The organism is Pseudomonas sp. NFACC08-1 (assembly GCF_900106735.1).
GTDB lineage: Bacteria > Pseudomonadota > Gammaproteobacteria > Pseudomonadales > Pseudomonadaceae > Aquipseudomonas > Aquipseudomonas fluorescens_Q.
Genome location: NZ_FNNL01000017.1, coordinates 92237 through 115918, shown reverse-complemented (window position 1 = coordinate 115918; position 23682 = coordinate 92237). Strand labels below are relative to the sequence as shown.

Sequence of the window (23682 nt, the reverse complement as noted above, 5' to 3'; positions counted from 1 at the left end):
GCCCCGTGTATCTGTCAAGCGGTTATTTTCAGAAGTTTTCAAAGTTTCCTTTTCAACTTCAACCACTTGCGCTTCCGATCTCTCGTTAGCGGGAGGCGAATTCTACAGCGTTACTCGCTGCTGTCAACACCTCTTTTTCACCGCTTTCGACCGAGAAGATCGAACCGCCGATAGAGCCAAACAACACCGCTCCACCTGCTCCTTCTGGACTTCGATGAACTGAAGCCCCGCACCCTCGAAACCTACTTAACTCATTGAATCTCAAGGAGTTTTCCGTTTCGACTGCGCCGGAAGTGGGGCGAATTATAGACTTCCAGAATCTGCCGTCAACCCTTAATTTGATTTTTCTATCTTTAGCCCGACATGACACTTAAATCTGCCCGGTATATAGACGGAATCGCTGCATATGCGCAATATACTGCTCAACATTGCCCCCCGCCTTTATTCTGGACGACACTTCGTAATGACACCCCCTCCACATCGCAGCCTGGCCGCCACCCTGTATCCGGTTGCCCTGCTATTAATAGCCATGGCCTCCATTCAATCGGGAGCCTCCCTCGCCAAAAGCATGTTCCCTGTAGTGGGCGCACAGGGCACAACAACGCTGCGACTCATTTTTGCCAGCCTCATCATGCTGTTATTGCTACGTCCCTGGCGCGCCAAGCTCACCGCCCAATCCCTGCGCACAGTGATCGTTTACGGGATGGCATTGGGCGGCATGAACTTTCTCTTCTATATGTCGGTTCGTACCGTTCCACTGGGCATTGCCGTAGCACTGGAGTTCACCGGCCCCCTGGCAGTCGCCATATACGCCTCACGCAGGGCAATCGATTTTCTCTGGATCGCCCTGGCAGTCGCTGGCCTGCTTCTGCTTATACCGACCGGTGCGACCAATGCCGGTATTGACCTGCTTGGAGCCGGCTACGCGCTGGGCGCAGGTGTTTGCTGGGCGTTGTACATCCTGTTTGGCCAGAAAGCCGGTGCGGACAATGGCGTACAAACCGCCGCTTTGGGGGTAATGATCGCCGCTCTGTTCGTCGCCCCGATTGGTATTGTGCACGCGGGTGCCGCACTGCTCACACCGAGCCTGATTCCAATCGCCATCGGCGTCGCCATCCTGTCTACGGCCCTGCCCTACACCCTGGAAATGATCTCCCTGACCCGAATGCCAGCCCGCACTTTCGGTACTCTGATGAGCGTCGAACCGGCAGTCGCGGCCCTGTCGGGGCTGGTCTTTCTGCAGGAGTACTTGTCCTTGGCCCAATGGCTCGCCATTACCTGCATCATCCTCGCGTCGGTCGGCGCAACGATGACCATGGGCAACACTGCGAAGCCTGCCGTCGCGGCAGATTGAAGCAGGATTTAACGAAGGTCTGGTATTTGCCCCGCATTTAGGCCATGTTTAGACCGGTAACCCAATGTCAGACATGGATTTTTTCATACAGGACGTCATGAACGCTTCAAGCAAGAGCGAACACAATCGTACGTGGACACAAGATCCACGACGATTATAAGGACGGGAATGAAACGAATTTTGATACTGATCGCCGTACTTGCAGTAGCGGGCTGTGCGGCAACATCGAAAACTGAAGTCAAGCGCGGCAAGAAAGGCCTGCACATCAACTGCTCCGGCTTGTCCTCATCCTGGGATCAGTGCGCCGCCAGCGCCGCCAATTCATGTGCTCCCAAGGGTTACAAGGTCATTGCCAAGTCCGGTGACGCCGTCGAGGAACCCGGGGATTATCCCTTCGGGCTCAACCCCGCTGGCTATACCAGCCGCAGCATGATCGTCATCTGTAAATAGGCCGCGTCAGTCGAGCCCTTGCTCGGCCATTCGGCGCCTAATCTCCTCATGACTGGACTTGAGGACGTCACGCTGGACCTGCGGCGTGACCAGCATCCGCGCAACCACCAATGCTCCCACGCATTGAGACAGGATGGCCCAGGCCAGACTGTCGCTTCCCAATATCCGCGCCCAGCTTTCGTGCAAACGACAGATCCACGTTTGCGCCGCCTCCCTCACCTGGACATCCGATCGCGCGATCTCGGCACCCAGCACCGGTAACGCACACCCTGCTTCGGGCTGCTCAACGTGGCTCATGCTCAGGTACTGCTTGAGGCAGCGCTCCAGCTTCATTGAGTCCATCGCACCTTCGCCACTCAGACGATCCAGGCTTTGGGCCAATTCCCGCTCAACAATGGCCTTGAAAAGCTCATCCTTCGATGAGAAGTGGCTATAAAACGCACCGCCGCTCAATCCGATAGCTTTCATCAAACCATCGACACCGACCGTGGAGAAACCCGACTTCTTGGCAGAGACGGCACTGCTGGCGAGCAGTTTCTCGCGGGTTTCCATTTTGTGATTGGCTGAATATCGCACGGTTCCTGCCCCTGATTGCTCACCTTGACGCTTGCCGGATCTTAGCATAACGTCCGTTTAGTTAACGATCGTTTACCAATGAGGCTGACCATGAATAACAAGAAGGTCGTACTGGTTGTTGGCGCGGGCGATGCCACCGGCGGAGCGATTGCCAAACGCTTTGCGCAGGAAGGTTTTGTGGCCTGTGTTACCCGTCGCAGCGCCGACAAACTCGAACCCCTGGTGGATGGAATCCGCGCCCAAGGCGGCGAAGCCCACGGGTTTGCCTGCGATGCACGCAAAGAGGACGACGTGATCGCACTCATCGAGCAAATCGAGAACCAGATCGGCCCGATCGAAGCCTTTGTGTTCAACATCGGCGCCAATGTCCCCTGCAGCATCCTCGAAGAAACCGCACGCAAGTATTTCAAGATCTGGGAAATGGCCTGTTTCTCAGGCTTTCTCAATGCACGGGAAGTGGCCAAGCGCATGGTCAAGCGCCAGCGCGGGACAATTCTGTTTACCGGGGCAACGGCGGGATTGCGTGGCGCTTCGGGGTTTGCCGCATTCGCGGGCGCCAAGCATGGCATCCGGGCACTGGCCCAGAGCATGGCCCGTGAGCTGGGACCGATGAATATTCACGTGGCCCACGTGGTGGTGGACGGCGCCATCGACACTGACTTCATCCGCGATAATTTCCCGGAGAAATATGCCACCAAGGATCAGGACGGCATCCTGAACCCCGAACACATCGCCGACAACTACTGGTACCTGCACAGCCAACCCCGCGACGCCTGGACCTTCGAACTGGACCTGCGGCCCTGGAGCGAACGCTGGTAAACCTCCCCTCACACAACAAGAGAGCAGATCCCATGAGCAAATCGGTGGAGTTTTACTTCGATTTCGGCAGCCCGACCACGTACCTGGCCTACACCCAGTTGACGACACTGTGCGCGCAGACCAACAGCCAGCTGATCTATCGCCCGATGTTATTGGGTGGCGTCTTCAAGGCAACCGGCAATGCATCACCAGCGACAGTGCCGGCCAAGAATCCTTACCTGTTCAAGGATCTGAATCGCTTCGCCAAGCGCTACGGGGTCGCCTTCAAGTTCAATCCACACTTCCCCATCAATACACTGCAACTGATGCGCGCGGTGACTGGCATGCAATTGCGCCACCCTGAACGCTTCGAGGCCTTCGTCGATTGCCTGTTCCGCGCCTTTTGGGTGGACGCCCGCAACCTCAATGACCCCACGACCGTCGCAGCAGTCCTGAACGAAGGCGGTTTCGACGCCGACTATGTGCTGGCCCTGACGAACGACGAGCAGGTCAAGCAAGCCCTCAAGACCGCCACTGAGAAAGCCGTCGCACGAGGCGTGTTCGGCGCCCCGAGCATGTTTGTCGGCAACGAGTTGTTCTTCGGCCAGGATCGGTTGGACTTCGTCCGTGAAGCCCTTGCCTGATCCTCTACTTCAAATTGCCATCGTTCGCGTGTTCAGCCATTGCAGTGCGTCACCGTCCAGCAACGGGCCCAAGCGACGCTGAACCTCGGCGTGGTAAGCGTTGAACCAGTCTTTTTCGTCCTGGGTCAGCAAAGAAGGTTCCAGGCAGCGGGTGTCAATCGGGCACAGGGTCAGGGTTTCGAACTCAAGGAACTCGCCGAACTCGCTGCTTCCGGCTTCACGGTTCAACACCAGGTTCTCGATACGCACACCCCAGCGACCGGGACGATAAGTGCCCGGCTCGATGGAGGTGATCATGCCAACCTGCATCGCCGTTTGCGGCGCGGCAGCGGCTTGATAGGCAATCACCTGCGGGCCTTCGTGGACATTGAGGAAATAGCCGACACCATGACCGGTGCCGTGGCCGTAATCCACCTGCTCCGCCCAGATCGGTGCGCGGGCGATGGCATCCAGCAACGGCGAAAGAATGCCCCGTGGGAATTTGGCCCGGGACAGGGCAATCACGCCCTTGAGCACGCGCGTGCAATCTCGTTTCTGCTCGGCAGTGGGTGTGCCGACCGGCACCATGCGAGTGATGTCGGTGGTGCCCCCCAAGTACTGGCCGCCGGAATCGATCAGCAACAGGCCATCACCTTCGATGACCGCATGGGCTTCTTCCGTGGCGTGGTAATGAGGCATCGCGCCGTTGGCGTTAAAGGCGGCGATGGTGTTGAAACTCAGGGAGACGAAGTCCGGCCGGCGCGTGCGGGCGGCGGTCAGGTGCTCGTCGATGGTCAATTCGGTGATGCGCTCGCGCCCCCAGGCCCCTTCCAGCCAGGCGAAGAACTCACAGAGCGCCGCGCCATCCTGCTCCATGGCCCGACGGATGTGCTCGGCATCGGCCAGGCTTTTTCGGGACTTGGCCAGCGTCGTTGGGTTGAGACCTTCGACCAGCTTCACGCCGCTGCCCAGATTATCCAGCAAGCCGACCGTCACCCGCGCCGGATCGATCTGCAGGCTCGCACCGTCCGGCACTTCACGCAAAGCGCCGGCGGCTTCGCTGTAATCGCGTAGGGTCACGCCGTCCTGTTCAAGAACGGCACGCAGCGCTGCGTCAACCTTGTCCAGGGCCACGAACAGCGTCGCCTGTTGCTGGCCGATCAAGGCAAAGGAGACGAATACCGGGTTGAACGACACATCCGCGCCGCGCAGGTTGAACAACCAGGCGATGTCATCCAGCGTGGCGATGAAATGCCAGTCGGCACCACGCTCCTTGAGGGATTCGCGCAGCTTGGTGAGTTTCTCGACCCGGCTGACGGTCGCCTGGGGCGGTAAATGGGCATAGACCGGCTGATCCGGCAAGCTTGGGCGATCGCTCCAGGCCTCCTTGAGCAGATCGATGTCGGTACGCAACCGCGCGCCACGCTCCGCAAGTTTGCCCCCCAGGGTTCGGGCCGATGCCACGGCCATGACCGCACCGTCGACGGCGACCACCCCATCCTCAGGCGTTTGTTCCGCCAGCCAGTCCAAGGGGCCGGGTTGGCCGGGAATGAGCTTGACCAGTTCGATACCACTGCCCTCCAGTTCCTTGGTGGCCTGCTCCCAATAACGGCTATCGGCCCAGACGCCAGCGAAACTGCCCGTCACGATCAAGGTACCCACCGAGCCATGGAAGCCCGACAACCATTGCCGCCCCTGCCAATAGCCCGGCAGATATTCGGACAGATGCGGGTCGGCCGATGGCACCAGAAGCGCATGAATGCCCTCTCGGCTCATCAGTTGGCGGATTTTGGCCAGGCGCTGGGGAACCAGTCCACGGGACAAAGGCTCGGTGCTCATTGTTTCTCCTGCTCATTGATATTGTTGTTCGATGCCGAAAACGGCTTATGGGGTCGTGGCCCAGAACGCCGGCGCAGTCGCGCACGCCGCCTGGATCAGCCGCACCGCCTCGTCGATATCCTGTTCAGTGGTAAAGCGGCCCAGGCTCAGGCGAATGGTTCGCCCGGCCGCGCGCGCATCGTGCCCCAGGGCCAGCAGCACGTGGGACGGGCTGTTCTGCGCCGAATTGCAGGCCGAGGTGGCGGAAAATGCAATCGATGCGCTCAACGCCGCCGGGTTGAACTCACCTTCGTTGAAGGTCAGGCTCAGCGTGTGGGGAATCCGGCGGCTCGCACTGCCGTTTATACGCACACCGGGCAAGGCCCGCAGCGGCTCGAGCAAACGATTGCGCAACCGGGCGATTTTAGCGAGTTCTTCCTCGAATGCCTCGGCCGCGAGTTCGAATGCGGCGCCCATGGCTGCGATCTGGTGGGTCGCCAGGGTCCCGGAGCGCAAACCACCTTCATGCCCACCGCCGTGAATCTGTGCCGACAGCCGTGGCCGGGCACGCTCGCCGACGTAGAGCGCACCGATGCCCTTGGGGCCGTAGATCTTGTGCGCGGAAAAAGACATCAGGTCCACCGGCCAACGAGACAGGTCGATCTGCACCTTCCCGGCGCCCTGGGCTGCGTCCACATGAAACAGCGCACCGTGCGCGCGAACGATCTCGCCGATGGCGATGACGTCGTTGACGGTGCCCAACTCGTTGTTCACCAGCATCAGCGACACCAGGAACGTGTCTTCGCGTAACGCCTCGCGAACCGCTTGCGGGCTGATCAGGCCCTCGGCGTCCGGCGCCAGCCAGGTCACCGCGACGCCGCTCTCTTCAAGCTGGCGCGCCGTATCGAGAATCGCCTTGTGTTCGATCAGACTGGTGATGACATGGCCGGCGGAACCACCGCGCGCCTGGGCCACCCCCTTGAGGGCCAGATTATTGGACTCGGTAGCGCCGGACGTCCAGACGATCTGTTCGGGCTGAGCCCCGACCAGTTGCGCCACCTGCTGGCGGGCACGCTCTACGGAGCGCCGAGCCTCCTGGCCGAAGGCATGGGAACTGGAAGCCGGGTTGCCAAAGTTGCCGTCAAAGCCCAGACACTCGACCATGACCCGGATGACCCGCTCATCCACCGGCGTGGTGGCGGCGTAGTCGAAATACAAAGGACGTTTATTCATAGGAAACTCGCAGAGCCTGCTCCGGGATCAGGCGCCCTCGTTGGGTTCGAGACTAGCAATACCTGATCAAAGACCTTAAAGAAGTCGGACTTCGTTTAAAAGTGCGTAGGAACGCTCCTGAACAGCGAGCTTAGCAGGCATCGCGGCGAAGCTCAGCCCTCAACTGATGCTTTCGAGCAACAATGGATACAGCGAAGCGACCAACAGCAGCGCCATGCCCCAGTTGAACAGGCGCAACCAGCGACGATCACGCAACAGGTTGCGCAACAGGCTGCCGCACACCACCCACAGACTCACGCTTGGCAGGTTGATCAGGGCAAACACCGCCGCGATCACCAACACGTTAAAGAAATAACCCTGAAGTGGCGTGTACGTACTGATGGCACCGATGGCCATGATCCAGGCCTTGGGATTGACCCATTGGAACGCCGCCGCGCCCCAGTAGCTGATCGGCGTATTGTCTCCCGGCTGGCTTTCCGAAACCGGACCGGAGTGGGCGATTTTCCACGCCAGGTACAACAGATACGCCGCGCCGATGTAGCGCAGCGCGGTATAAAGCAGTGGATAAGTCTGGAACACCGCGCCCAGGCCAAGGCCCACCGCCAGCACCAGGGAAAAGAAGCCGCAGGTAATACCCAGCATGTGAGGAATGGTGCGGTTGAAACCGAAATTGACACCCGAGGCCAACAACATGGTGTTGTTAGGGCCAGGCGTGATCGAGGTCACCAGGGCAAACAGGGCGAAGCCCAGCAGCAGGTCAGGCGAAAGGGTCATTTCAAGGCAGTCCATCAGGGCGATCAGTCAAGTCACGACCCTACCCCACGCCTTGGCGCAAACCCACGGACAGTTGGGCAAAACTTTAAGCGGTACAGTCCCTCAACTTGACCGGCCTGGCTGTTGCACGACCCGCTCGGCACTCATCTGGCCCTGATCGTCGAAACCCACGTTTTTCTGCGACGAACCGAGTAACTCGGCTTTTTTCGCGTGGTATTCATCGAACGAGAGGCCGCGGCGATTCAGGGCCTCAAGCGCCAGTTCGCGGGTCTCGTCGGCGGTGTAGGGGCGCAGCTCCGGGGAAGAACTGGCGCAACCGCCCAGGAGGGTGGCGGTCAACAGCAGCAAAACAGCAAGGGTACGGTTCATGGCAAGTGTCCGGTGTTCTGGAGTTGGGCGATGAACAAAGGCTACCCGCCAGCCCTGCGCGGCAGAAATCAACCCTCTCGATAGTGGCTATTGCCTTTGCGGATCAGCCGCTGCACTCAGTCGACCAACTGGCAATGCAACGCGTTGTCCAGACTGCGCTCGATGTTGTGCAGCACTTGGAACGAGCCAAACGTCACGGCTTTGGCTCGATGAGCCTGGATCAGCCACCAGAAATCCCGCTCGCCCGTTTCGAAGCTTTGAAGCGCCGCCTCGCCTGCCTCGCGGGTTTGCCACTGCAAATAGTTGAGCACCCGCCGACCATCCTCGCTGGCCTGGATACTGGCACTCAGGAACCCCGAGTGGTCCCGAGCCAGGCGCTCGGTTTGTTCCGACAAGGCGGTTACCAGCGCCTGCTGCCATTGCGGTTCGATATCGAATTCCATCAACTGGGTGAAACTGCGGTTGTTCCTTGGTGATTGCATGAAAGGTCCCCTCTGCACGTAAGGCGGATCTTGCGACCCGAACGCGTGCAGGGTAAAACCTAAAGTTAACTTTAGGTCAAGCAGCGAATCGAAGCGATGACGCAGATCGATATCCACAAGGAACTCACCGTCGGCCAGGTGGCCGCCCGCAGCGGCGTGGCGGTCACGGCCCTGCACTTCTATGAATCCAAGGGGCTGATCAAAAGCACGCGCAACCAGGGCAACCAACGTCGCTACTCACGGGCAGTATTGCGCCGCGTGGCGCTGATCAAGGTTGCCCAGCGCCTGGGCATTCCTTTGGCGGAAATCGGCGAGGCGTTGAAAAGCCTGCCGGACAACCGTGCGCCAACGGCCGCCGACTGGCAGACCTTGTCGGCGCAGTGGAGCCGGGACCTGGACGAGCGCATCAACCAATTGGTGGCGCTGCGTGATCGACTCAACGGCTGCATCGGCTGCGGATGCCTGTCGATGGAGGCTTGCCCGCTGCGCAATCAGGGCGACGTGCTGGGCAAACACGGGCCAGGGGCTCACCTGCTGGAGCAGCCGTGAAGCGTTCGTCGGGACATGAGCCCGTCCACGGCGGCTGACCTATAGTGGATGGGCGCAAAACCGACGAAGACTCTCTTCGCCCCCCCCCCATAACAACAAGGAGAACCGTCATGGGTGTCAAAGCCATTCCCGAAGGTTTCCATAACATCACGCCCTACCTGGGCATTCAAAAAGCTGCCGAAGCCATCGACTTCTACAAAAAAGCCTTCAATGCCACCGAGGTCATGCGCTTGGCCATGCCCGACGGAGGCATCGGGCATGCCGAACTGCGGATCAACGGGTTTGCGATCATGCTCGGCACGCCTTGCGACCAAGGCCCACTGAGCAACCCGGACAAATCGCCATCGGTCGGCCTGCATTTATATGTCGAGGACGTGGACAGCGCATTTGCTCAGGCCATTGCGGCTGGTGGCACAGTGATTTCAGAGGTCAAGGACCAGTTTTACGGCGATCGTACCGGCACCTTGAAAGATCCCTATGGGCATCTGTGGTTCCTGGCGACGCACAAGGAAGATCTGAGCCAGGAACAGATCGAGCAACGGGCCAGGGAGATGTTCCAACAACAAGGCTGACGTGTTCTAAGGCCAACCGACTGTGGCGAGGAAGCCTGCTCCTTCGCCACACGTCGTGAACATTTGAACGCGAAACATTTTCTTTCATCTTCTCCTTCAGGATTTCACTCGCTCGTTCGTCTTAATTAGATGCAGCAGGCCGCGTCGGCAAAAGCCACGGCCGGCCTTTCAGGGTTCAGGGGTATTGCGAAGCCCGTAATACCGAGCCTTTCATCGAATCAAGACGTTCAATCATGTCGAAGAAGTCCCGCTCCAAACTCTGGTTCCTGGTTCATAGCTGGCTGGCCCTGCCCATCTGGTTTTTCGTGCTCATCGTTTGCGTGACCGGCACCCTCGCGGTGGTCAGCCAGGAGATCGTCTGGTTGGTCAACCCCGACATGCGCGCCAGCAAGCCCTCGGACGATGCCCCGCTGCTCAGCTATGACCAGGTGATCGCTGCGATCAAGCACGCCCAGCCGCAGACCCAGGTGCAAAGCATCGCGCGTCCGGACGAGTCACATTTTGCACTGGAGGCCAAGGTAACCTATCCCGACGGGCGCCCCGACACGGTCTACGTCAATCCGTACAGCGGCGTCATCCAGGGCTCGGCACCGGCGTTCAATTTCAGGGGCTTCACCCGCGCGCTGCACGGATGGTGGTTGGTGCCGTTCACCAACGGCTACAGCTGGGGCTGGTACCTGGTGTCGCTCCTGGGGCTACCGTTGCTGGCGTCCCTGGTGACCGGGCTGGTGGTCTACAAGCGCTTCTGGAAAGGCTTTTTCCGTCCAACCTTGCGTATCCGCCACGGTGCCCGCATTTTCTGGGGCGACTTCCACCGGCTCAGCGGTATCTGGTCGATCTGGTTCATCGCGGTCATCTCCGTCACCGGCACCTGGTTCCTGATCGAAGCCTTGCTGTCCGACAACCAGATTTCCATCTCCAGCGCCCCGGTCATCCCGGTCGTCGCCCGGGAAAGCGTGCCGCTGTCCGTCGATGGCGTTGCGCCGCCGCAACTGAATCTGGACCGGGCCATCGAGATCGCCCGGCAGCGCATCCCGGGCTTGGAAGCGAGCTTTGTCAGCCTGCCCGGCAACGCCTACAGCCATCTGGAAGTCGGCGGCCGTGGTTGGTACCCGCTGATGTACCAGACCGCCACCATCAATCCCTACAACGGTGACGTGGCGGCCTCGCGGTTGCTGTCGGACCGCACGACGCTGGAGTTCGTCACCGAGTCCATGCGCCCACTGCACACCGGGGATTTTGGCGGCCTCTGGATCAAACTCATCTGGTTCTTCTTCGGCTTGATCCTGAGCATGATGGTCCTCAGCGGGTTGCTGATCTGGACCAAACGCACCGCCCTGGCCACTGCCAATGCGTTCAAGCGCAGCCAAAAACCTGCACGTGAAGCCCGGGCTGCCCGGGCATTGCAGCCGTCCATGCAGCGTGAATCGCCGGAGGGCAACCTGTGAACCCGTCCAATACAGCCTCGCCACCGTCACGCCTGAGCCTGTTCTGGCACAAATGGCGCTTTCACCTCAACGTGCTGTTGCTGCTGATTCCCCTGGGCTTCATGCCCAAGTATTTCTCGGAGGCGTCGTTGTTTCGCGGCGATGCCGGGCTCGGCGAGCGGGAAGTCGGTGAAGTCCAGGTCGGTCCCTGGAGCCTGCGCCTGGCCGAATTTCGCAACGAAGCCCCCCGCGTCCAAGGGCCTGCCGGGCCGATGAAACACTTCAACGCCGCCCTGTGCCAAAGCTGCATCGGTCAGGTCAAGGCCACCTACCTGCGTATCGGCAAGCCCCGCAGCCTGCGGGCCGCCGGGGTGATTTTCTTTGGCTCGCCCTATCGCATGGGCGCCTTGTTGCCGGTTCCACCAAAGACCCAGCCCGATGCCGAACTGTGGATAACCCTCGAAGGTTGGGACGGTTCGATGCATCAGGCCTCCATTCCCCTGAGCCAGGCCTCCCCGGCCACCGTTGCCTGGCTGAAGAACCAAGGAGCCAAACCATGACACTCCGCGCTTTATCCAAGGGCCTGGCGCTGCTGTTCTGCGCAGGTGCAAGCACCAGTGCCCTGGCCCACAACCCGATGTGCGAATGCAAGGCCATCGACGCCGAGCAGATCCAATGCACCGGAGGTTTTTCCGACGGCAGCGGTGCACCCGGAGTGACCCTGGACGTGATCGGTTATGACGAAACCATCCTCGTCCCGGGCAAGCTCGGCGCCGACTCGAAGCTGACCTTCAAGAAACCGAACGCCGAATTCTACGTGCTCTTCGACGCCGGCCCCGGCCACGTGGTGGAAATCGACCAAGCCGACATCGAGGCCCCATGAGCAACGCCACGACTCAAGTCATCCGCCCCGCGGGTGCGGGCCATGAAACCCTGTATGTGTTGCTGCTCTGCCTGGTCATCGTGGTGGTCGCCGGGTCTGTGGTGGCCTGGCATGGCAAAGCCGAGGACACGCCTCACCTGGCCTCGAACCAGCTCGACGCCCGCCGCGACCTCCGCGCCGCCGAGCAAGGCATCTACGCCGACCTGCGGGTGACCCTGGATGAAATTCGCTTGCTGCGCGAAGACCAACCCACCCTGCCCAGTCCGCCAACCCTGGCCGAAGAAGGCTTCGCGCCATTCGCCCAGGACGCCAGTTCCGTCAGCCGGGGCGGCCACGCCTGGCAACAACTGCAGAACCGGGCTTACTTCGGCGCCAGTGCCAATCCGTCGGTGGCCGGCTCGTTTCTGATGCGTATCGGCGAAGTGTCCGACGCCGCCCCGGACATCTGGCTCAACCGCGGAACCGGCCTAGCGACGCCCACCGCGCTGGACGATGCGACGCTGTCCGCCACCGGCTGGCAACAGATCGTCGCGCAATTCGATGCCGGCGTAACCCGCCAGCACCGGCACTGACCCCACGCCTTCATTCGAGAGAAGACCGTTTGCCCATGCCTATTGCATCCCAACGCCGCCCCTTGCTGCGCCTGCTGCTGATCGGCCTGCTGGCCTGCCTGTTCACCTCGCCGGTGAGCGCCGAAACAGCCAAGCGTCTGCGCATCGGCATCACCCTGCACCCTTATTACAGCTATGTGAGCAACATCGTCGGCGACAAGGCCGAGGTCGTGCCGCTGATCCCGGCCGGTTTCAACCCCCATGCCTATGAACCACGGGCCGAGGACATCAAGCGCATCAGCGGCCTCGACGTGATCGTGCTCAACGGCGTGGGTCACGATGACTTCGCCGACCGCATGATCGCCGCCAGCGAAACCCCGAACGTGAAAGTAATCGAGGCCAATGAAAACGTGCCCCTGCTGGCTGCCACCGGCACGGCGGCTCGTGGCGCGGGGAAGGTCGTGAATCCACATACTTTCCTGTCCATCAGCGCCTCCATCGCTCAGGTCAATAACATCGCCCGAGAGCTGGGCAAGCTCGACCCGGACAATGCCAAGGCCTACACCCAGAACGCCCGCGCCTACGGCAAGCGCCTGCGGCAGATGCGCGCCGCCGCCCTGGCGAAGCTGACCCAGGCCCCCAACGCCGAGTTGCGGGTCGCCACGGTGCATGCAGCCTACGACTACCTGTTGCGCGAATTCGGCCTGGAAGTGACCGCCGTGGTCGAGCCGGCCCATGGCATCGAACCAAGCCCCAGCCAATTGAAGAAAACCATCGACCAACTGCGCGAGCTGGACGTGAAGGTAATCTTCTCGGAGATGGATTTCCCGTCCACCTACGTCGACACCATCCAGCGTGAATCGGGCGTGAAGCTGTACCCGCTCTCACATATTTCCTACGGCGACTACAGCCCCGAGAAGTACGAAAAGGAAATGGCCGGCAACCTCGACACCGTGGTCCGGGCCATCCAGGAGTCTGGCGCATGACCGTCCAGGAAACCCTCACTCTGCGACACGTCGGCCCCTTGATCGAGTTCGCCGATGTCAGCCTGAACCTGGGCCGCACCACCATTCTCGACCGCGTGGCGTTTCAGGTGGAGCCCGGCAGCATCCATGCCTTGGTGGGCCCCAATGGCGGCGGCAAGAGTTCGCTGATCAAGACCTTGCTCGGGCAGATGCCACACCAGGGACGCTTGAGCCTGCAATGGCCAGGCGAGCCCGGGGTGATCGGCTACGTGCCCCAGGCGCTGGAGTTCGACCGGGGCCTGCCCATGACGGTGGACGACTTCATGGCGGCGATGTGTCAGCGGCGACCGGCTTTTCTCGGCTTGAGCAAGCATTACGCTGGCGCCATCGGCCAGGCCCTGGAGCGGGTCGGCATGCAGGACAAGCGCAAGCGGCGCATGGGCGCGCTGTCCGGTGGTGAGCGCCAGCGAGTGTTGCTGGCCCAGGGGCTGATTCCCCCGCCGCAACTGCTGGTGCTGGATGAACCGATGTCGGCCCTGGATGAGGCCGGTATCCAGGTATTCGAGCAATTGCTGCAGGACTGGCGCCAAGCCGGAATCACCGTGCTGTGGATCGAACATGACCTGGAAGCCGTCGGGCGCCTGGCCGACCGTGTCACCGGCCTGAACCGCCGGGTGCTGTTCGATGGTCCGCCCCGCCAGACCCTGACTCCAGAACGCCTGCTGACGCTGTTTTCCACCCATCCGCGCACGAACGGGAGCGCTGCCTGATGAGTTATGAAGCCTTTCGTCTGATGGTTCAGGGCTGGGCCTCGTCCGGTTACCTGCCCGAGGCGCTGGCCTACGGGTTCGTGGTCAATGCGTTGTTGGCCGGGTTGTTGATCGGCCCGGTGCTGGGCGGTCTCGGCACGCTGGTGGTGGTCAAGCGCTTCGCGTTTTTTTCCGAGGCGGTGGGCCATGCGGCGCTGACCGGCGTGGCCATCGGCATCCTGCTCGGCGAACCCTACACCGGCCCTTACGGCAGCCTGTTCGGCTACTGCCTGTTGTTCGGCATCCTGCTCAATTACCTGCGCAACCGCACCGGCTTGGCGCCGGACACGCTGATCGGCGTATTCCTGTCAGTGTCCCTGGCCTTGGGCGCCAGCCTGCTGTTGATCCTGGCGGGCAAGATCAATGTGCACATCCTGGAAAACGTACTGTTCGGCTCGGTGCTGACGGTCAATGGCAATGACCTGCTGGTGCTGGCGGTGGTCGGCTCGCTGGTGATGGCCCTGGCCTTGCCGCTGTACAACCGCATCATGCTCGCCAGCTTCAACCCGCAACTGGCGGCAGTGCGCGGGGTGGCGGTCAAGACACTGGACTACCTGTTCGTGATCCTGGTGACGCTGATCACCGTGGCGGCAGTGAAAGTCATCGGCGCCATTCTGGTGGGCGCGTTGCTGGTGATTCCGGCTGCGGCGGCTCGCCTGCTCAGCCAATCATTGAAAGGCTTTTTCTGGTGTTCAGTGCTGATCGCCACCGCCAGCACCTTGTGCGGGATCCTCGCGCCGATTGTGTTCGACCTGCCGATCCCATCCGGTGCCGCGATCATCCTGGTGGCTGGCATCGCCTTCGCCCTGAGCGCCATCGCCCGCGGTGTCGTCCCCAGCCTCAAAGGGAATCTTGGATAAATGGTTTTTTCATTGCGACAACTGAGCCTGGCCGTCGCGTTATGCGGCGTGGCCATCACCTCGTCATTCGCCGGCGAAAAGGTTCGTCTGCTGGCATCGCTGCCAGTCACCTATGGATTGGGGGAAGCCTTGCTCAAGGGCACCGAGGTCAGCCTGGAGCGGGCCGCGCCCGCCAATCTGCCCGGCACCCGGCAGAGCGCCTACTTCAGCGGCCGTGGCGCGCCGGCCTTGAGCAAACTGGCCAGCGCTGCTGACGGGGTCATCGGCCTGCGCTCGCTGTGGCCGGACGATCCGCTGTACCCCATGGCCCGACGCAGCAATATTCGCATCGTCGAAGTCGATGCCGCGCGCCCGGTGGACGGTGCCCTGCCCGGTATCGCCGTGCAACCGGGCATGGCCGACGGCCTGGCGAGCCAACCGTGGATGGCCAGTCATAACCTGGGGCGCATGGCCGACGTGATCGCCGCCGATCTGGTGCGCCTGGCCCCGGCGGACAAACCGAAGATCGACGCCAACCTGGCGGCCCTGAAGCAGCGCCTGCTCAAACTCAGCGCCGATAGCGAAAAACGCCTCGCCAGCGCCGACAACCTGAGCGTGGTCAGCCTGAGCGAGCATTTCGGCTACCTGATCAGCGGGCTCAACCTGGACGCCATCAGCACCGATACCCGGCCCGACGCCGACTGGACAGCCGAAGCCCTCAAGCAATTGACCGCGACCTTGAAAGACAACGACGTGGCGCTGGTGCTGCACCATCGCCAGCCTTCGGAGGCGCTGAAAGCCGCCATCACCGAGGGTGGCAGCCAGTTGTTGGTGCTCAGCACCGATGGGACCGATCCGGTGACGGAGCTGGAAAGCAATGTGGGGCTGGTCGTTACCGCGCTGACGGAAGGCTGACGGCCATCCCCTGTGGGAGCGAGCCTGCTCGCGATGAGGCCAGCACATCCAACATCGATGTTGGCTGACACACCGCCATCGCGAGCAAGCTCGCTCCCACAGCTTTTTCGACTCAGTTCAAGACATCCCCCGGCACCCGCACAAACCCTTCCATCAACACCCGCGCGCTGCGGCTCATGATGGCTTTTTTTACGGTCCATTCGCCGTTGACCTGGCTGGCCTCGGCGCCGACGCGAAGAGTGCCGGACGGGTGGCCAAAACGCACCGCGTTGCGCTCGACGCCGCCGGCCGCGAGGTTGACCAAGGTGCCGGAAATCGCCGCGGCCGTGCCGATGGCCACCGCTGCGGTGCCCATCATGGCGTGGTGCAGCTTGCCCATGGACAGTGCCCGCACCAGCAGATCGACATCCCCGGCCGCGACGGCTTTTCCGCTGGATGAAACGTAGTCCGCCGGCGGCGCGACGAACGCCACTTTCGGTGTGTGCTGGCGCTGGGCGGCTTCGTCCAGGTGCTTGATCAAGCCCATGCGCAGAGCGCCATGAGAGCGAATGGTTTCGAACATGGCCAATGCCTTGGGATCGCCGTTGATGGCGCCCTGCAACTCGGTGCCGATGTAGCCGACGTCCCGGGCATTGATGAAAATCGTCGGGATCCCCGCGTTGATCAGCGTCGCCTTGAAGGTGCCAACACCGGGCACTTCCAAGTCATCCACCAGATTGCCGGTGGGAAACATCGAGCCACCACCGCCCTCTTCCTCGGCCGCCGGGTCCATGAATTCCAGTTGCACTTCGGCCGCCGGAAAGGTCACGCCGTCGAGTTCGAAGTCCCCGGTTTCCTGCACCGCGCCGTCCGTGATCGGCACATGGGCGATGATGGTCTTGCCGATGTTGGCCTGCCAGATCCGCACCACGGCCACGCCGTTCTGTGGGATGCGACCAGCGTCCACCAAACCACTGCTGATAGCGAATGAACCGACCGCCGCCGACAGGTTGCCGCAATTGCCGCTCCAGTCCACGAACGGCTTGTCGATGGACACCTGGCCGAACAGGTAATCGACGTCGTGGTCGGCTCGGGTGCTCTTGGACAGGATCACAGTCTTGCTGGTACTGGACGTCGCGCCGCCCATGCCATCGATCTGTTTCTCGTACGGGTCGGGGCTGCCGATTACCCGCAGCAACAGCGCATCCCGGGCGGTGCCTGGGACACGGGCCGCTTCGGGCAGGTCTTGCAGACTGAAGAACACGCCTTTGCTGGTGCCGCCACGCATATAGGTAGCGGGAATTCTGAGTTGCGGTGCGTGAGCCATGATGCTCCTCAAGCGGACAATCCGGGTGTCCGCAGCTGTGATTTAGACGGCAACCGCCGATTCAAGGAAGTCCTGGGCAAAGCGTTGCAGCACGCCCCCGGCTTCATAGATCGACACTTCTTCAGCGGTATCGAGGCGGCAGGTCACCGGCACTTCGACGCGCTCGCCGTTCTTGCGCGTGATGACCAACGTCAGCGTCGCACGCGGGGTGCGCTCGCCGATCACGTCATAGACCTCGCTGCCGTCGATGCCCAGGGTCTTGCGATCGGTACCGGGCTTGAACTCCAGCGGCAACACGCCCATGCCCACCAGGTTGGTGCGGTGGATGCGCTCGAAACCCTCGGCGGCGATCGCCTCGACACCGGCCAGGCGCACGCCCTTGGCCGCCCAGTCCCGGGACGAGCCCTGGCCGTAGTCGGCGCCGGCAATGATGATCAGCGGCTGCTTGCGCTCCATGTAGGTCTCGATGGCTTCCCACATGCGCATCACCTTGCCTTCCGGCTCGACCCGGGCCAGGGAGCCCTGCTTGACCTTGCCGTTTTCCTGGACCATTTCGTTGAACAGTTTCGGGTTGGCGAAGGTGGCGCGTTGCGCGGTCAGGTGGTCACCGCGGTGGGTCGCGTAGGAGTTGAAGTCCTCCTCGGGCAGGCCCATTTTCGCCAGGTACTCACCAGCGGCGCTGTCCAGCATGATGGCGTTGGAGGGCGACAGGTGATCGGTGGTGATGTTGTCCGGCAACACCGCCAGCGGGCGCATGCCCTTGAGCGGCCGCGCACCGGCCAGTGCGCCTTCCCAATATGGCGGACGACGGATGTAGGTGCTTTGTGGGCGCCAATCGTACAGCGGCGTCACTTTCGGCCCGGTGTCTTCCTGGATGGCGAACATCGGGATGTACACCTGGCGGAACTGCTCCGGTTTCACCGAGGCCTTGACCACCGCGTCGACTTCTTCGTCGCTCGGCCAGATGTCCTTGAGGCGGATTTCCCGTCCGTCCACCACGCCCAATACATCCTTCTCGATGTCGAAGCGGATGGTCCCGGCGATGGCATAAGCGACCACAAGCGGTGGCGAGGCGAGGAATGCCTGCTTGGCGTACGGATGGATACGTCCGTCGAAGTTGCGGTTGCCCGACAACACGGCGGTGGCGTACAGGTCGCGGTCGATGATTTCCTGTTGGATCACCGGGTCCAGCGCGCCGGACATGCCGTTGCAGGTGGTGCAGGCGAACGCCACCACGCCGAAGCCCAGCTTCTCGAGTTCGGACGTCAGGCCGGCCTCATCCAGGTACAGCGCCACGGTTTTCGAGCCCGGCGCCAGGGACGACTTGACCCACGGTTTGCGGGCCAGGCCCAGGCGGTTGGCGTTGCGTGCCAGCAGGCCGGCGGCGATCACGTTGCGCGGGTTGCTGGTGTTGGTGCAACTGGTGATGGCGGCGATGATCACCGCGCCGTCGGGCATTTGCCCCGGCACATCGTCCCACTGCCCGGAAATGCCTTTGGCGGCCAGGTCCGACACCGCGACGCGGGCGTGGGGGTTGCTCGGGCCGGCCATGTTGCGCACCACCGACGACAGGTCGAAGGTCAGGCCACGCTCGTATTGCGCGCCCTTGAGCTTGTCGGCCCACAGGCCTGCCTGCTTGGCGTAGGTCTCGACCAGTCGCACCTGGTCGTCTTCACGGCCAGTGAGCTTCAGGTAATCGATGGTTTGTTGGTCGATGTAGAACATCGCCGCCGTCGCACCGTATTCCGGGGCCATGTTGGAAATGGTCGCGCGGTCGCCCAAGGTCAGGGCACTGGCGCCTTCGCCGAAAAACTCCAGCCAGGCACCGACGACTTTTTGCTTGCGCAGGAATTCGGTCAGCGCCAGCACCATGTCGGTGGCGGTGATACCCGGTTGCAGCTTGCCAGTCAGCTCGACGCCGATGATTTCCGGCAGGCGCATCCACGAGGCGCGCCCCAGCATGACGCTTTCGGCTTCCAGGCCACCGACGCCGATGGCGATCACGCCCAGGGCATCGACGTGGGGGGTGTGGCTGTCGGTGCCGACGCAGGTATCGGGGAATGCCACGCCATCACGTTGCTGGATCACCGGGGACATTTTTTCCAGGTTGATCTGGTGCATGATCCCGTTGCCCGGCGGAATCACGTCGACGTTCTTGAAGGCCTTCTTGGTCCAGTTGATGAAGTGGAAGCGGTCTTCGTTGCGCCGGTCTTCGATGGCGCGGTTCTTGGCGAAGGCTTGCGGGTCGGAACCACCGCTTTCCACCGCCAGGGAGTGGTCGACGATCAGTTGGGTCGGTACCACCGGGTTGACTTGCGCCGGGTCACCGCCCTGCAAGGCGATGGCGTCGCGCAGGCCGGCCAGGTCCACCAGAGCGGTCTGGCCGAGGATGTCATGGCACACCACGCGCGCCGGGAACCACGGGAAGTCCAGGTCGCGCTTGCGCTCGATCAGTTGCAGCAGCGACTCGCGCAGCGTGGCCGGGTCGCAGCGACGCACCAGGTTCTCCGCCAGCACGCGGGAGGTATACGGCAGGCCGTCGTAGGCGCCGGGGCGGATGGCATCCACCGCCTCGCGAACGTCGAAATAATCCAGCGAAGTGCCGGGCAGCGGTTTGCGAAATTCTGTGTTCATCGTCAGGACTCGGTCACGGTGGTTTCAGAAAGGCGCTTGCCACGACCATGATCGCTCCCACGCTCTGCGTGGAAACGCATCCAGTGACGCTCTGCGTCACAGGGACGCGGAGCGTCCCGGGCGACATTCCCACGCAGAGCGTGGGAACGATCATGGTAATAGCGCGGACCCTCCAGCTCAGCGTTGTTCGATTGGCACGAACTTGCGCTGTTCGACGCCGGTGTATTCGGCGCTCGGTCGGATGATGCGGTTGTTGGCGCGTTGTTCGAACACGTGGGCGGCCCAGCCGGTCAGGCGCGAGCAGACGAAGATCGGCGTGAACAGCTTGGTCGGGATGCCCATGAAGTGGTACGCCGAGGCATGGTAGAAATCGGCGTTGGGGAACAGCTTCTTCTGCTCCCACATGGTCTTGTCGATGGCTTCGGAGACCGGGAACAGCACCGTGTCGCCCACTTCATCGGCGAGTTTTTTCGACCAGCCCTTGATGACCTCGTTGCGCGGGTCGTTGTCCTTATAGATCGCATGGCCGAAGCCCATGATCTTGTCCTTGCGCGCGAGCATGCCGAGGGTGCCTTCGATGGCCTCCTGCGGTGAGCTGAAGCGCTCGATCATTTCCATCGCCGCTTCGTTGGCACCGCCATGCAACGGGCCGCGCAACGAGCCGATGGCCGCGGTGATGCAGGAAAACAGGTCCGACAGCGTGGAGGCGCAAACCCGGGCGGTGAAGGTCGAGGCGTTGAATTCGTGCTCGGCGTAGAGGATCAGCGACACGTTCATCACCTTGACGTGCAACTCGCTCGGCTTCTTGCCATGCAGCAGGTGCAGGAAATGGCCGCCGATGGACACTTCGTCGGTCACGCATTCGATGCGCTGGCCTTCGTGGCTGAAGCGATACCAGTAGCACATGATCGCCGGGAACGCGGCCAGCAGGCGATCGGTCTTGTCATGCTGCTCGGAAAAATCCTGCTCGGGTTCCAGGTTGCCCAGGAACGAGCAGCCGGTGCGCATGACGTCCATCGGGTGGGCGTCGGCGGGAATGCGCTCCAACACCTCTTTCAGGGCTTGGGGCAAATCCCGCAACTGGCGCAGTTTACCGGTGTAGGCGTCCAGCTGTGCCTGGGTCGGCAGCTCGCCGTACAGCAGCAGGTAGGCCACTTCTTCAAATTGCGCATCTGCCGCCAGGTCGCGAACGTCGTAGCCGCGATAGGTCAGGCCGGCACCCGATTGGCCCACGGTGGACAATGCGGTTTGCCCGGCCACCTGGCCACGGAGCCCGGCGCCACTGAGTACTTTTGCTTCGGCCATTTGCTGTCTCCATTTTCTTGAATTTGTAGGGGAGTCGCGCCTTACTTCTTCGCCGCGAACAACGCATCGAGCTTCTGCTCGAAGGTGTGGTAGTCGATGCGATCGTAAAGCTCCATGCGCGTTTGCATGGTGTCGATGACATTCTGTTGCGTGCCGTCGCGGCGGATCGCGGTGTAGACGTTCTCGGCCGCCTTGTTCATGGCCCGGAAGGCCGACAAGGGGTAGAGCACCAGGGACACGTCGGCACCGGCCAACTGCTCGGTGGTGTACAGCGGGGTCGCGCCGAATTCGGTGATGTTGGCCAGGATCGGCGCCTTCACGCGGCTGGCGAACAGCTTGTACATCTCAAGCTCGGTGATGGCTTCGGGGAAAATCATGTCGGCACCGGCCTCGATGCACGCGGCGGCGCGGTCCAGGGCCGACTCCAAGCCTTCCACCGCCAAGGCATCGGTACGGGCCATGATCACGAAACTGTCGTCGGTGCGGGCATCGACGGCGGCCTTGATGCGGTCGACCATCTCTTGCTGGGAGACGATCTCTTTGTTCGGGCGATGGCCGCAACGCTTGGCGCCGACCTGGTCTTCGATATGAATCGCCGCGGCGCCGAACTTGATCATCGACTTGACCGTGCGCGCCACGTTGAATGCCGAGGAACCGAAGCCGGTGTCCACGTCCACCAGCAGCGGCAGGTCGCACACGTCGGTGATACGCCGTACGTCGGTCAGCACGTCATCCAGGCCAGTGATCCCTAAGTCCGGCACGCCGAGGGAGCCGGCCGCCACGCCGCCGCCGGAGAGGTAGACCGCCTTGAAACCGGCGCGCTTGGCCAGCAGCGCGTGGTTGGCGTTGATGGTGCCCACCACTTGCAGCGGATGCTCATTGGCGACCGCATCGCGAAAACGCTGGCCTGGAGTGCTGTTGCTCATGACTCACCTCGTTCAGTGGCGCTGTCCTGGAAATGACGCGCGATGTTGCGTTTGGAAGCGCCGATGTGCCGGCGCATCAGTAATTCAGCCAGTTCGCCGTCGCGATCGGCGATGGCGTCCAGAATCCGATGGTGCTCGGCAAAGGCCTGGCGCGGACGGTTGGGCGTGGTGGAAAACTGGATGCGGTACATGCGCACCAGTTGGTACAGCTCGCCGCAAAGCATTTGCGTCAGGGTGCGGTTGCCGCTGCCCTGGATGATCCGGTAATGGAAGTCGAAATCGCCTTCCTGCTGGTAATAACCGACACCGGCCTGGAACGCCGCATCGCGCTCGTGGGTTTCCAGCACCCGGCGCAGTTCGTCGATTTCTTCCAGGGTCATGCGTTCGGCCGCCAGGCGGCAGGCCATACCTTCGAGGGATTCACGGATTTCGTAGAGTTCCAGCAGCTCGGCATGGCTCAGCGACACCACCCGGGCACCGACGTGAGGCACCCGCACCAGCAGGCGCTGGCCTTCCAGGCGATGAATCGCCTCGCGCAGCGGCCCGCGGCTGATGCCGTAGGTGCGCGCCAGCTCGGGCTCGGAGATCTTGCTGCCGGGGGCGATCTCGCCTTTGACGATGGCGGCCTGGATACGTCGGAAGACGTTCTCGGAAAGCGTCTCCGAATCGTCTTGGGCCACCACCGGGGTTTCGAGCTGATCGAGCATATTGTCGACACCTTGCAAATCAATATGGCAAAAACTAACCAATAGCAGCGTTAACGTCAAAGCAAAAATCAATATTGTCGACAATCGTCTAATAAGCTCACCCGCCATAACCGCTCGTTTGAATGCGTCGTAGCGTCCGGCCAGCGGTGGCGTCAGAAAACCACCGTGCTAGAATGCCGCGCGATTTGCCGCTCTCCTTTTATAGGGAAGGCTGCCCCGGGAGCTTGTGCAGTAATGCCAGGGCCTGAACCGATAAACGGAACGCTGCGCACCAGGATCTATGACACTCAAGCCCTTCACCGCTGCTCTTTATTTCATGTGCCTGCCGGGGCTTGCCGTGGCGGGTGAAAAAACCGTGTACGGCCTCAACGAATACGCCGCCCTGCAGGGCATCGACCTGGAAGTCGCCGCCAAGCTCGACACCGGCGCCAAGACCGCCTCTCTCAGCGCCCGGGACATCAAGCGCTTCAAACGCAATGGCGAATCCTGGGTGCGGTTTTACCTGGCCATCGACGCGGCCCACTCGCACCCCATCGAACGTCCGCTGGCCCGGGTCAGCAAGATCAAGCGCCGCGCCGGTGACTACGACCCGGACGAAGGCAAGAAATACACGGCCCGGCCGGTCATCGAACTGGACATCTGCATGGGCTCGGCCCTGCGCAGCATCGAAGTGAACCTGACCGACCGCAGCGCCTTCCAATACCCGTTGCTGATCGGTTCCGAGGCGCTCAAGCGCTTCGATGCGCTGGTCGACCCCAGTCTTAAATACGCTGCCGGCAAACCCGCCTGCGCCAATGCCGCTCAAACCGCAGAGTAA

The 23682-nt window shown here is 61.9% G+C and carries 26 protein-coding genes and 1 pseudogene; 16 read left to right on the top strand and 11 right to left on the bottom strand.

Annotated features, from left to right (window positions below):
* The 3 genes and pseudogenes from BLU76_RS31725 to BLU76_RS26925 form a co-directional block, all read left to right on the top strand.
* Window positions 1–223: pseudogene (locus tag BLU76_RS31725) on the top strand (hypothetical protein); the annotation flags it as partial.
* Window positions 224–463: 240 nt separating this feature from the next.
* Entirely contained in the window at window positions 464–1354 is an 891-nt protein-coding gene (gene rhtA / locus BLU76_RS26930) for a threonine/homoserine exporter RhtA (protein WP_072348772.1), read from the top strand.
* 168 nt (window positions 1355–1522) lie between these two features.
* The gene (locus BLU76_RS26925; RefSeq protein ID WP_014337379.1) at window positions 1523–1804 is read left to right on the top strand and encodes a hypothetical protein; all 282 of its coding nucleotides are present in this window, start codon (window positions 1523–1525) and stop codon (window positions 1802–1804) included.
* 6 nt (window positions 1805–1810) lie between these two features.
* Here BLU76_RS26925 and BLU76_RS26920 read toward each other — a convergent pair whose 3' ends face one another.
* Window positions 1811–2380, bottom strand: coding sequence for a TetR/AcrR family transcriptional regulator (locus tag BLU76_RS26920; RefSeq protein WP_092147452.1), 570 nt, complete (start codon window positions 2378–2380; stop codon window positions 1811–1813).
* 90 nt (window positions 2381–2470) lie between these two features.
* Here BLU76_RS26920 and BLU76_RS26915 point away from each other — a divergent pair, with 90 nt between their 5' ends.
* Together BLU76_RS26915 and BLU76_RS26910 are read left to right on the top strand one after the other, a co-directional pair.
* On the top strand, window positions 2471–3199 hold the full coding sequence (locus BLU76_RS26915) for an SDR family oxidoreductase (protein WP_063325020.1): 729 nt from the start codon (window positions 2471–2473) through the stop codon (window positions 3197–3199).
* A 32-nt stretch (window positions 3200–3231) separates the two neighbouring features.
* Window positions 3232–3822 carry a 2-hydroxychromene-2-carboxylate isomerase gene (locus tag BLU76_RS26910; protein ID WP_092225174.1) on the top strand — a complete coding sequence of 197 codons (591 nt, stop codon included), beginning with the start codon at window positions 3232–3234 and terminating at the stop codon, window positions 3820–3822.
* Between the two features lie 9 nt (window positions 3823–3831).
* Here BLU76_RS26910 and BLU76_RS26905 read toward each other — a convergent pair whose 3' ends face one another.
* The 5 genes from BLU76_RS26905 to BLU76_RS26885 form a co-directional block, all read right to left on the bottom strand.
* The gene (locus BLU76_RS26905) at window positions 3832–5640 is read right to left on the bottom strand and encodes an aminopeptidase P family protein (RefSeq protein WP_092225172.1); all 1809 of its coding nucleotides are present in this window, start codon (window positions 5638–5640) and stop codon (window positions 3832–3834) included.
* Window positions 5641–5685: 45 nt separating this feature from the next.
* Entirely contained in the window at window positions 5686–6852 is a 1167-nt protein-coding gene (locus BLU76_RS26900) for a cysteine desulfurase family protein (RefSeq protein WP_092225170.1), read from the bottom strand.
* Between the two features lie 159 nt (window positions 6853–7011).
* The gene (locus tag BLU76_RS26895) at window positions 7012–7626 is read right to left on the bottom strand and encodes a LysE family translocator (RefSeq protein WP_092225168.1); all 615 of its coding nucleotides are present in this window, start codon (window positions 7624–7626) and stop codon (window positions 7012–7014) included.
* A gap of 102 nt (window positions 7627–7728) precedes the next feature.
* Window positions 7729–7995 (bottom strand): hypothetical protein, encoded by a 267-nt coding sequence (locus tag BLU76_RS26890; RefSeq protein WP_092147440.1) that lies wholly within the window; start codon window positions 7993–7995, stop codon window positions 7729–7731.
* Window positions 7996–8111: 116 nt separating this feature from the next.
* Window positions 8112–8477: an antibiotic biosynthesis monooxygenase gene (locus tag BLU76_RS26885; protein WP_092147437.1), complete on the bottom strand. Its 366-nt coding sequence runs from the start codon at window positions 8475–8477 to the stop codon at window positions 8112–8114.
* Between the two features lie 96 nt (window positions 8478–8573).
* Between BLU76_RS26885 and soxR the strand changes: the two genes are divergently transcribed.
* The 10 genes from soxR to BLU76_RS26835 all read left to right on the top strand — a co-directional run bounded on the left by soxR (window position 8574) and on the right by BLU76_RS26835 (window position 15987).
* Window positions 8574–9026: a redox-sensitive transcriptional activator SoxR gene (soxR, locus tag BLU76_RS26880; RefSeq protein ID WP_063325015.1), complete on the top strand. Its 453-nt coding sequence runs from the start codon at window positions 8574–8576 to the stop codon at window positions 9024–9026.
* 110 nt (window positions 9027–9136) lie between these two features.
* Window positions 9137–9598 (top strand): VOC family protein, encoded by a 462-nt coding sequence (locus tag BLU76_RS26875; RefSeq protein ID WP_063325014.1) that lies wholly within the window; start codon window positions 9137–9139, stop codon window positions 9596–9598.
* 233 nt (window positions 9599–9831) lie between these two features.
* The gene (locus BLU76_RS26870) at window positions 9832–11046 is read left to right on the top strand and encodes a PepSY-associated TM helix domain-containing protein (RefSeq protein WP_092225166.1); all 1215 of its coding nucleotides are present in this window, start codon (window positions 9832–9834) and stop codon (window positions 11044–11046) included.
* Window positions 11043–11585, top strand: coding sequence for a thiamine pyrophosphate-binding protein (locus BLU76_RS26865; RefSeq protein ID WP_092225164.1), 543 nt, complete (start codon window positions 11043–11045; stop codon window positions 11583–11585). The genes BLU76_RS26870 and BLU76_RS26865 overlap by 4 nt, the downstream gene beginning before the upstream one ends.
* A complete protein-coding gene (locus BLU76_RS26860) occupies window positions 11582–11908 on the top strand; it encodes a hypothetical protein (RefSeq protein ID WP_063325011.1) in 327 nt (108 codons plus the stop codon). The genes BLU76_RS26865 and BLU76_RS26860 overlap by 4 nt, the downstream gene beginning before the upstream one ends.
* A complete protein-coding gene (locus BLU76_RS26855; RefSeq protein WP_092225162.1) occupies window positions 11905–12480 on the top strand; it encodes a DUF6162 family protein in 576 nt (191 codons plus the stop codon). The genes BLU76_RS26860 and BLU76_RS26855 overlap by 4 nt, the downstream gene beginning before the upstream one ends.
* 35 nt (window positions 12481–12515) lie before the next feature.
* The gene (locus tag BLU76_RS26850) at window positions 12516–13445 is read left to right on the top strand and encodes a metal ABC transporter substrate-binding protein (protein WP_072348746.1); all 930 of its coding nucleotides are present in this window, start codon (window positions 12516–12518) and stop codon (window positions 13443–13445) included.
* A complete protein-coding gene (locus BLU76_RS26845) occupies window positions 13442–14194 on the top strand; it encodes a metal ABC transporter ATP-binding protein (protein ID WP_092225160.1) in 753 nt (250 codons plus the stop codon). Before BLU76_RS26850 ends, BLU76_RS26845 begins: the two co-directional genes overlap by 4 nt.
* Window positions 14194–15093 carry a metal ABC transporter permease gene (locus tag BLU76_RS26840; RefSeq protein WP_003204050.1) on the top strand — a complete coding sequence of 300 codons (900 nt, stop codon included), beginning with the start codon at window positions 14194–14196 and terminating at the stop codon, window positions 15091–15093. Before BLU76_RS26845 ends, BLU76_RS26840 begins: the two co-directional genes overlap by 1 nt.
* Complete coding sequence (locus BLU76_RS26835; protein WP_092225158.1) at window positions 15094–15987, top strand: metal ABC transporter solute-binding protein, Zn/Mn family; 894 nt, start codon at window positions 15094–15096, stop codon at window positions 15985–15987.
* 112 nt (window positions 15988–16099) lie between these two features.
* Here the strand turns inward: BLU76_RS26835 and prpF are convergent, their stop codons facing one another.
* The 5 genes from prpF to BLU76_RS26810 form a co-directional block, all read right to left on the bottom strand.
* Window positions 16100–17293, bottom strand: a complete 1194-nt coding sequence (gene prpF / locus BLU76_RS26830) for a 2-methylaconitate cis-trans isomerase PrpF (protein WP_092225156.1) — start codon at window positions 17291–17293, stop codon at window positions 16100–16102.
* Between the two features lie 42 nt (window positions 17294–17335).
* Window positions 17336–19927, bottom strand: a complete 2592-nt coding sequence (gene acnD / locus BLU76_RS26825; protein ID WP_092225154.1) for a Fe/S-dependent 2-methylisocitrate dehydratase AcnD — start codon at window positions 19925–19927, stop codon at window positions 17336–17338.
* A 177-nt stretch (window positions 19928–20104) separates the two neighbouring features.
* Window positions 20105–21232 carry a bifunctional 2-methylcitrate synthase/citrate synthase gene (gene prpC / locus BLU76_RS26820; protein ID WP_092225152.1) on the bottom strand — a complete coding sequence of 376 codons (1128 nt, stop codon included), beginning with the start codon at window positions 21230–21232 and terminating at the stop codon, window positions 20105–20107.
* Between the two features lie 41 nt (window positions 21233–21273).
* Window positions 21274–22158, bottom strand: coding sequence for a methylisocitrate lyase (gene prpB / locus BLU76_RS26815; protein ID WP_092225150.1), 885 nt, complete (start codon window positions 22156–22158; stop codon window positions 21274–21276).
* Window positions 22155–22865 carry a GntR family transcriptional regulator gene (locus BLU76_RS26810; RefSeq protein ID WP_063325003.1) on the bottom strand — a complete coding sequence of 237 codons (711 nt, stop codon included), beginning with the start codon at window positions 22863–22865 and terminating at the stop codon, window positions 22155–22157. The genes prpB and BLU76_RS26810 overlap by 4 nt, the downstream gene beginning before the upstream one ends.
* A 280-nt stretch (window positions 22866–23145) precedes the next feature.
* On the opposite strand from BLU76_RS26810, the gene BLU76_RS26805 reads away from it, so the two are divergent.
* A complete protein-coding gene (locus BLU76_RS26805; RefSeq protein ID WP_072348736.1) occupies window positions 23146–23682 on the top strand; it encodes a retropepsin-like aspartic peptidase RloA in 537 nt (178 codons plus the stop codon).

What these genes read in the sequence shown, in the direction of transcription:
- BLU76_RS26875 (WP_063325014.1), top strand. Translation starts at nt 9,137, where the DNA reads ATGGGTGTCAAAGCCATTCCCGAAGGTTTCCATAACATCACGCCCTAC.
- BLU76_RS26915 (WP_063325020.1), top strand. Translation starts at nt 2,471, where the DNA reads ATGAATAACAAGAAGGTCGTACTGGTTGTTGGCGCGGGCGATGCCACC.
- BLU76_RS26810 (WP_063325003.1), bottom strand. Translation starts at nt 22,865, where the DNA reads ATGCTCGATCAGCTCGAAACCCCGGTGGTGGCCCAAGACGATTCGGAG.
- acnD (WP_092225154.1), bottom strand. Translation starts at nt 19,927, where the DNA reads ATGAACACAGAATTTCGCAAACCGCTGCCCGGCACTTCGCTGGATTAT.
- BLU76_RS26850 (WP_072348746.1), top strand. Translation starts at nt 12,516, where the DNA reads ATGCCTATTGCATCCCAACGCCGCCCCTTGCTGCGCCTGCTGCTGATC.
- prpC (WP_092225152.1), bottom strand. Translation starts at nt 21,232, where the DNA reads ATGGCCGAAGCAAAAGTACTCAGTGGCGCCGGGCTCCGTGGCCAGGTG.
- prpF (WP_092225156.1), bottom strand. Translation starts at nt 17,293, where the DNA reads ATGGCTCACGCACCGCAACTCAGAATTCCCGCTACCTATATGCGTGGC.
- BLU76_RS26805 (WP_072348736.1), top strand. Translation starts at nt 23,146, where the DNA reads ATGACACTCAAGCCCTTCACCGCTGCTCTTTATTTCATGTGCCTGCCG.
- soxR (WP_063325015.1), top strand. Translation starts at nt 8,574, where the DNA reads ATGACGCAGATCGATATCCACAAGGAACTCACCGTCGGCCAGGTGGCC.
- BLU76_RS26910 (WP_092225174.1), top strand. Translation starts at nt 3,232, where the DNA reads ATGAGCAAATCGGTGGAGTTTTACTTCGATTTCGGCAGCCCGACCACG.
- BLU76_RS26835 (WP_092225158.1), top strand. Translation starts at nt 15,094, where the DNA reads ATGGTTTTTTCATTGCGACAACTGAGCCTGGCCGTCGCGTTATGCGGC.
- BLU76_RS26840 (WP_003204050.1), top strand. Translation starts at nt 14,194, where the DNA reads ATGAGTTATGAAGCCTTTCGTCTGATGGTTCAGGGCTGGGCCTCGTCC.
- BLU76_RS26860 (WP_063325011.1), top strand. Translation starts at nt 11,582, where the DNA reads ATGACACTCCGCGCTTTATCCAAGGGCCTGGCGCTGCTGTTCTGCGCA.
- BLU76_RS26845 (WP_092225160.1), top strand. Translation starts at nt 13,442, where the DNA reads ATGACCGTCCAGGAAACCCTCACTCTGCGACACGTCGGCCCCTTGATC.
- BLU76_RS26905 (WP_092225172.1), bottom strand. Translation starts at nt 5,640, where the DNA reads ATGAGCACCGAGCCTTTGTCCCGTGGACTGGTTCCCCAGCGCCTGGCC.
- rhtA (WP_072348772.1), top strand. Translation starts at nt 464, where the DNA reads ATGACACCCCCTCCACATCGCAGCCTGGCCGCCACCCTGTATCCGGTT.
- BLU76_RS26900 (WP_092225170.1), bottom strand. Translation starts at nt 6,852, where the DNA reads ATGAATAAACGTCCTTTGTATTTCGACTACGCCGCCACCACGCCGGTG.
- BLU76_RS26855 (WP_092225162.1), top strand. Translation starts at nt 11,905, where the DNA reads ATGAGCAACGCCACGACTCAAGTCATCCGCCCCGCGGGTGCGGGCCAT.
- BLU76_RS26890 (WP_092147440.1), bottom strand. Translation starts at nt 7,995, where the DNA reads ATGAACCGTACCCTTGCTGTTTTGCTGCTGTTGACCGCCACCCTCCTG.
- BLU76_RS26885 (WP_092147437.1), bottom strand. Translation starts at nt 8,477, where the DNA reads ATGCAATCACCAAGGAACAACCGCAGTTTCACCCAGTTGATGGAATTC.
- prpB (WP_092225150.1), bottom strand. Translation starts at nt 22,158, where the DNA reads ATGAGCAACAGCACTCCAGGCCAGCGTTTTCGCGATGCGGTCGCCAAT.
- BLU76_RS26895 (WP_092225168.1), bottom strand. Translation starts at nt 7,626, where the DNA reads ATGACCCTTTCGCCTGACCTGCTGCTGGGCTTCGCCCTGTTTGCCCTG.
- BLU76_RS26925 (WP_014337379.1), top strand. Translation starts at nt 1,523, where the DNA reads ATGAAACGAATTTTGATACTGATCGCCGTACTTGCAGTAGCGGGCTGT.
- BLU76_RS26870 (WP_092225166.1), top strand. Translation starts at nt 9,832, where the DNA reads ATGTCGAAGAAGTCCCGCTCCAAACTCTGGTTCCTGGTTCATAGCTGG.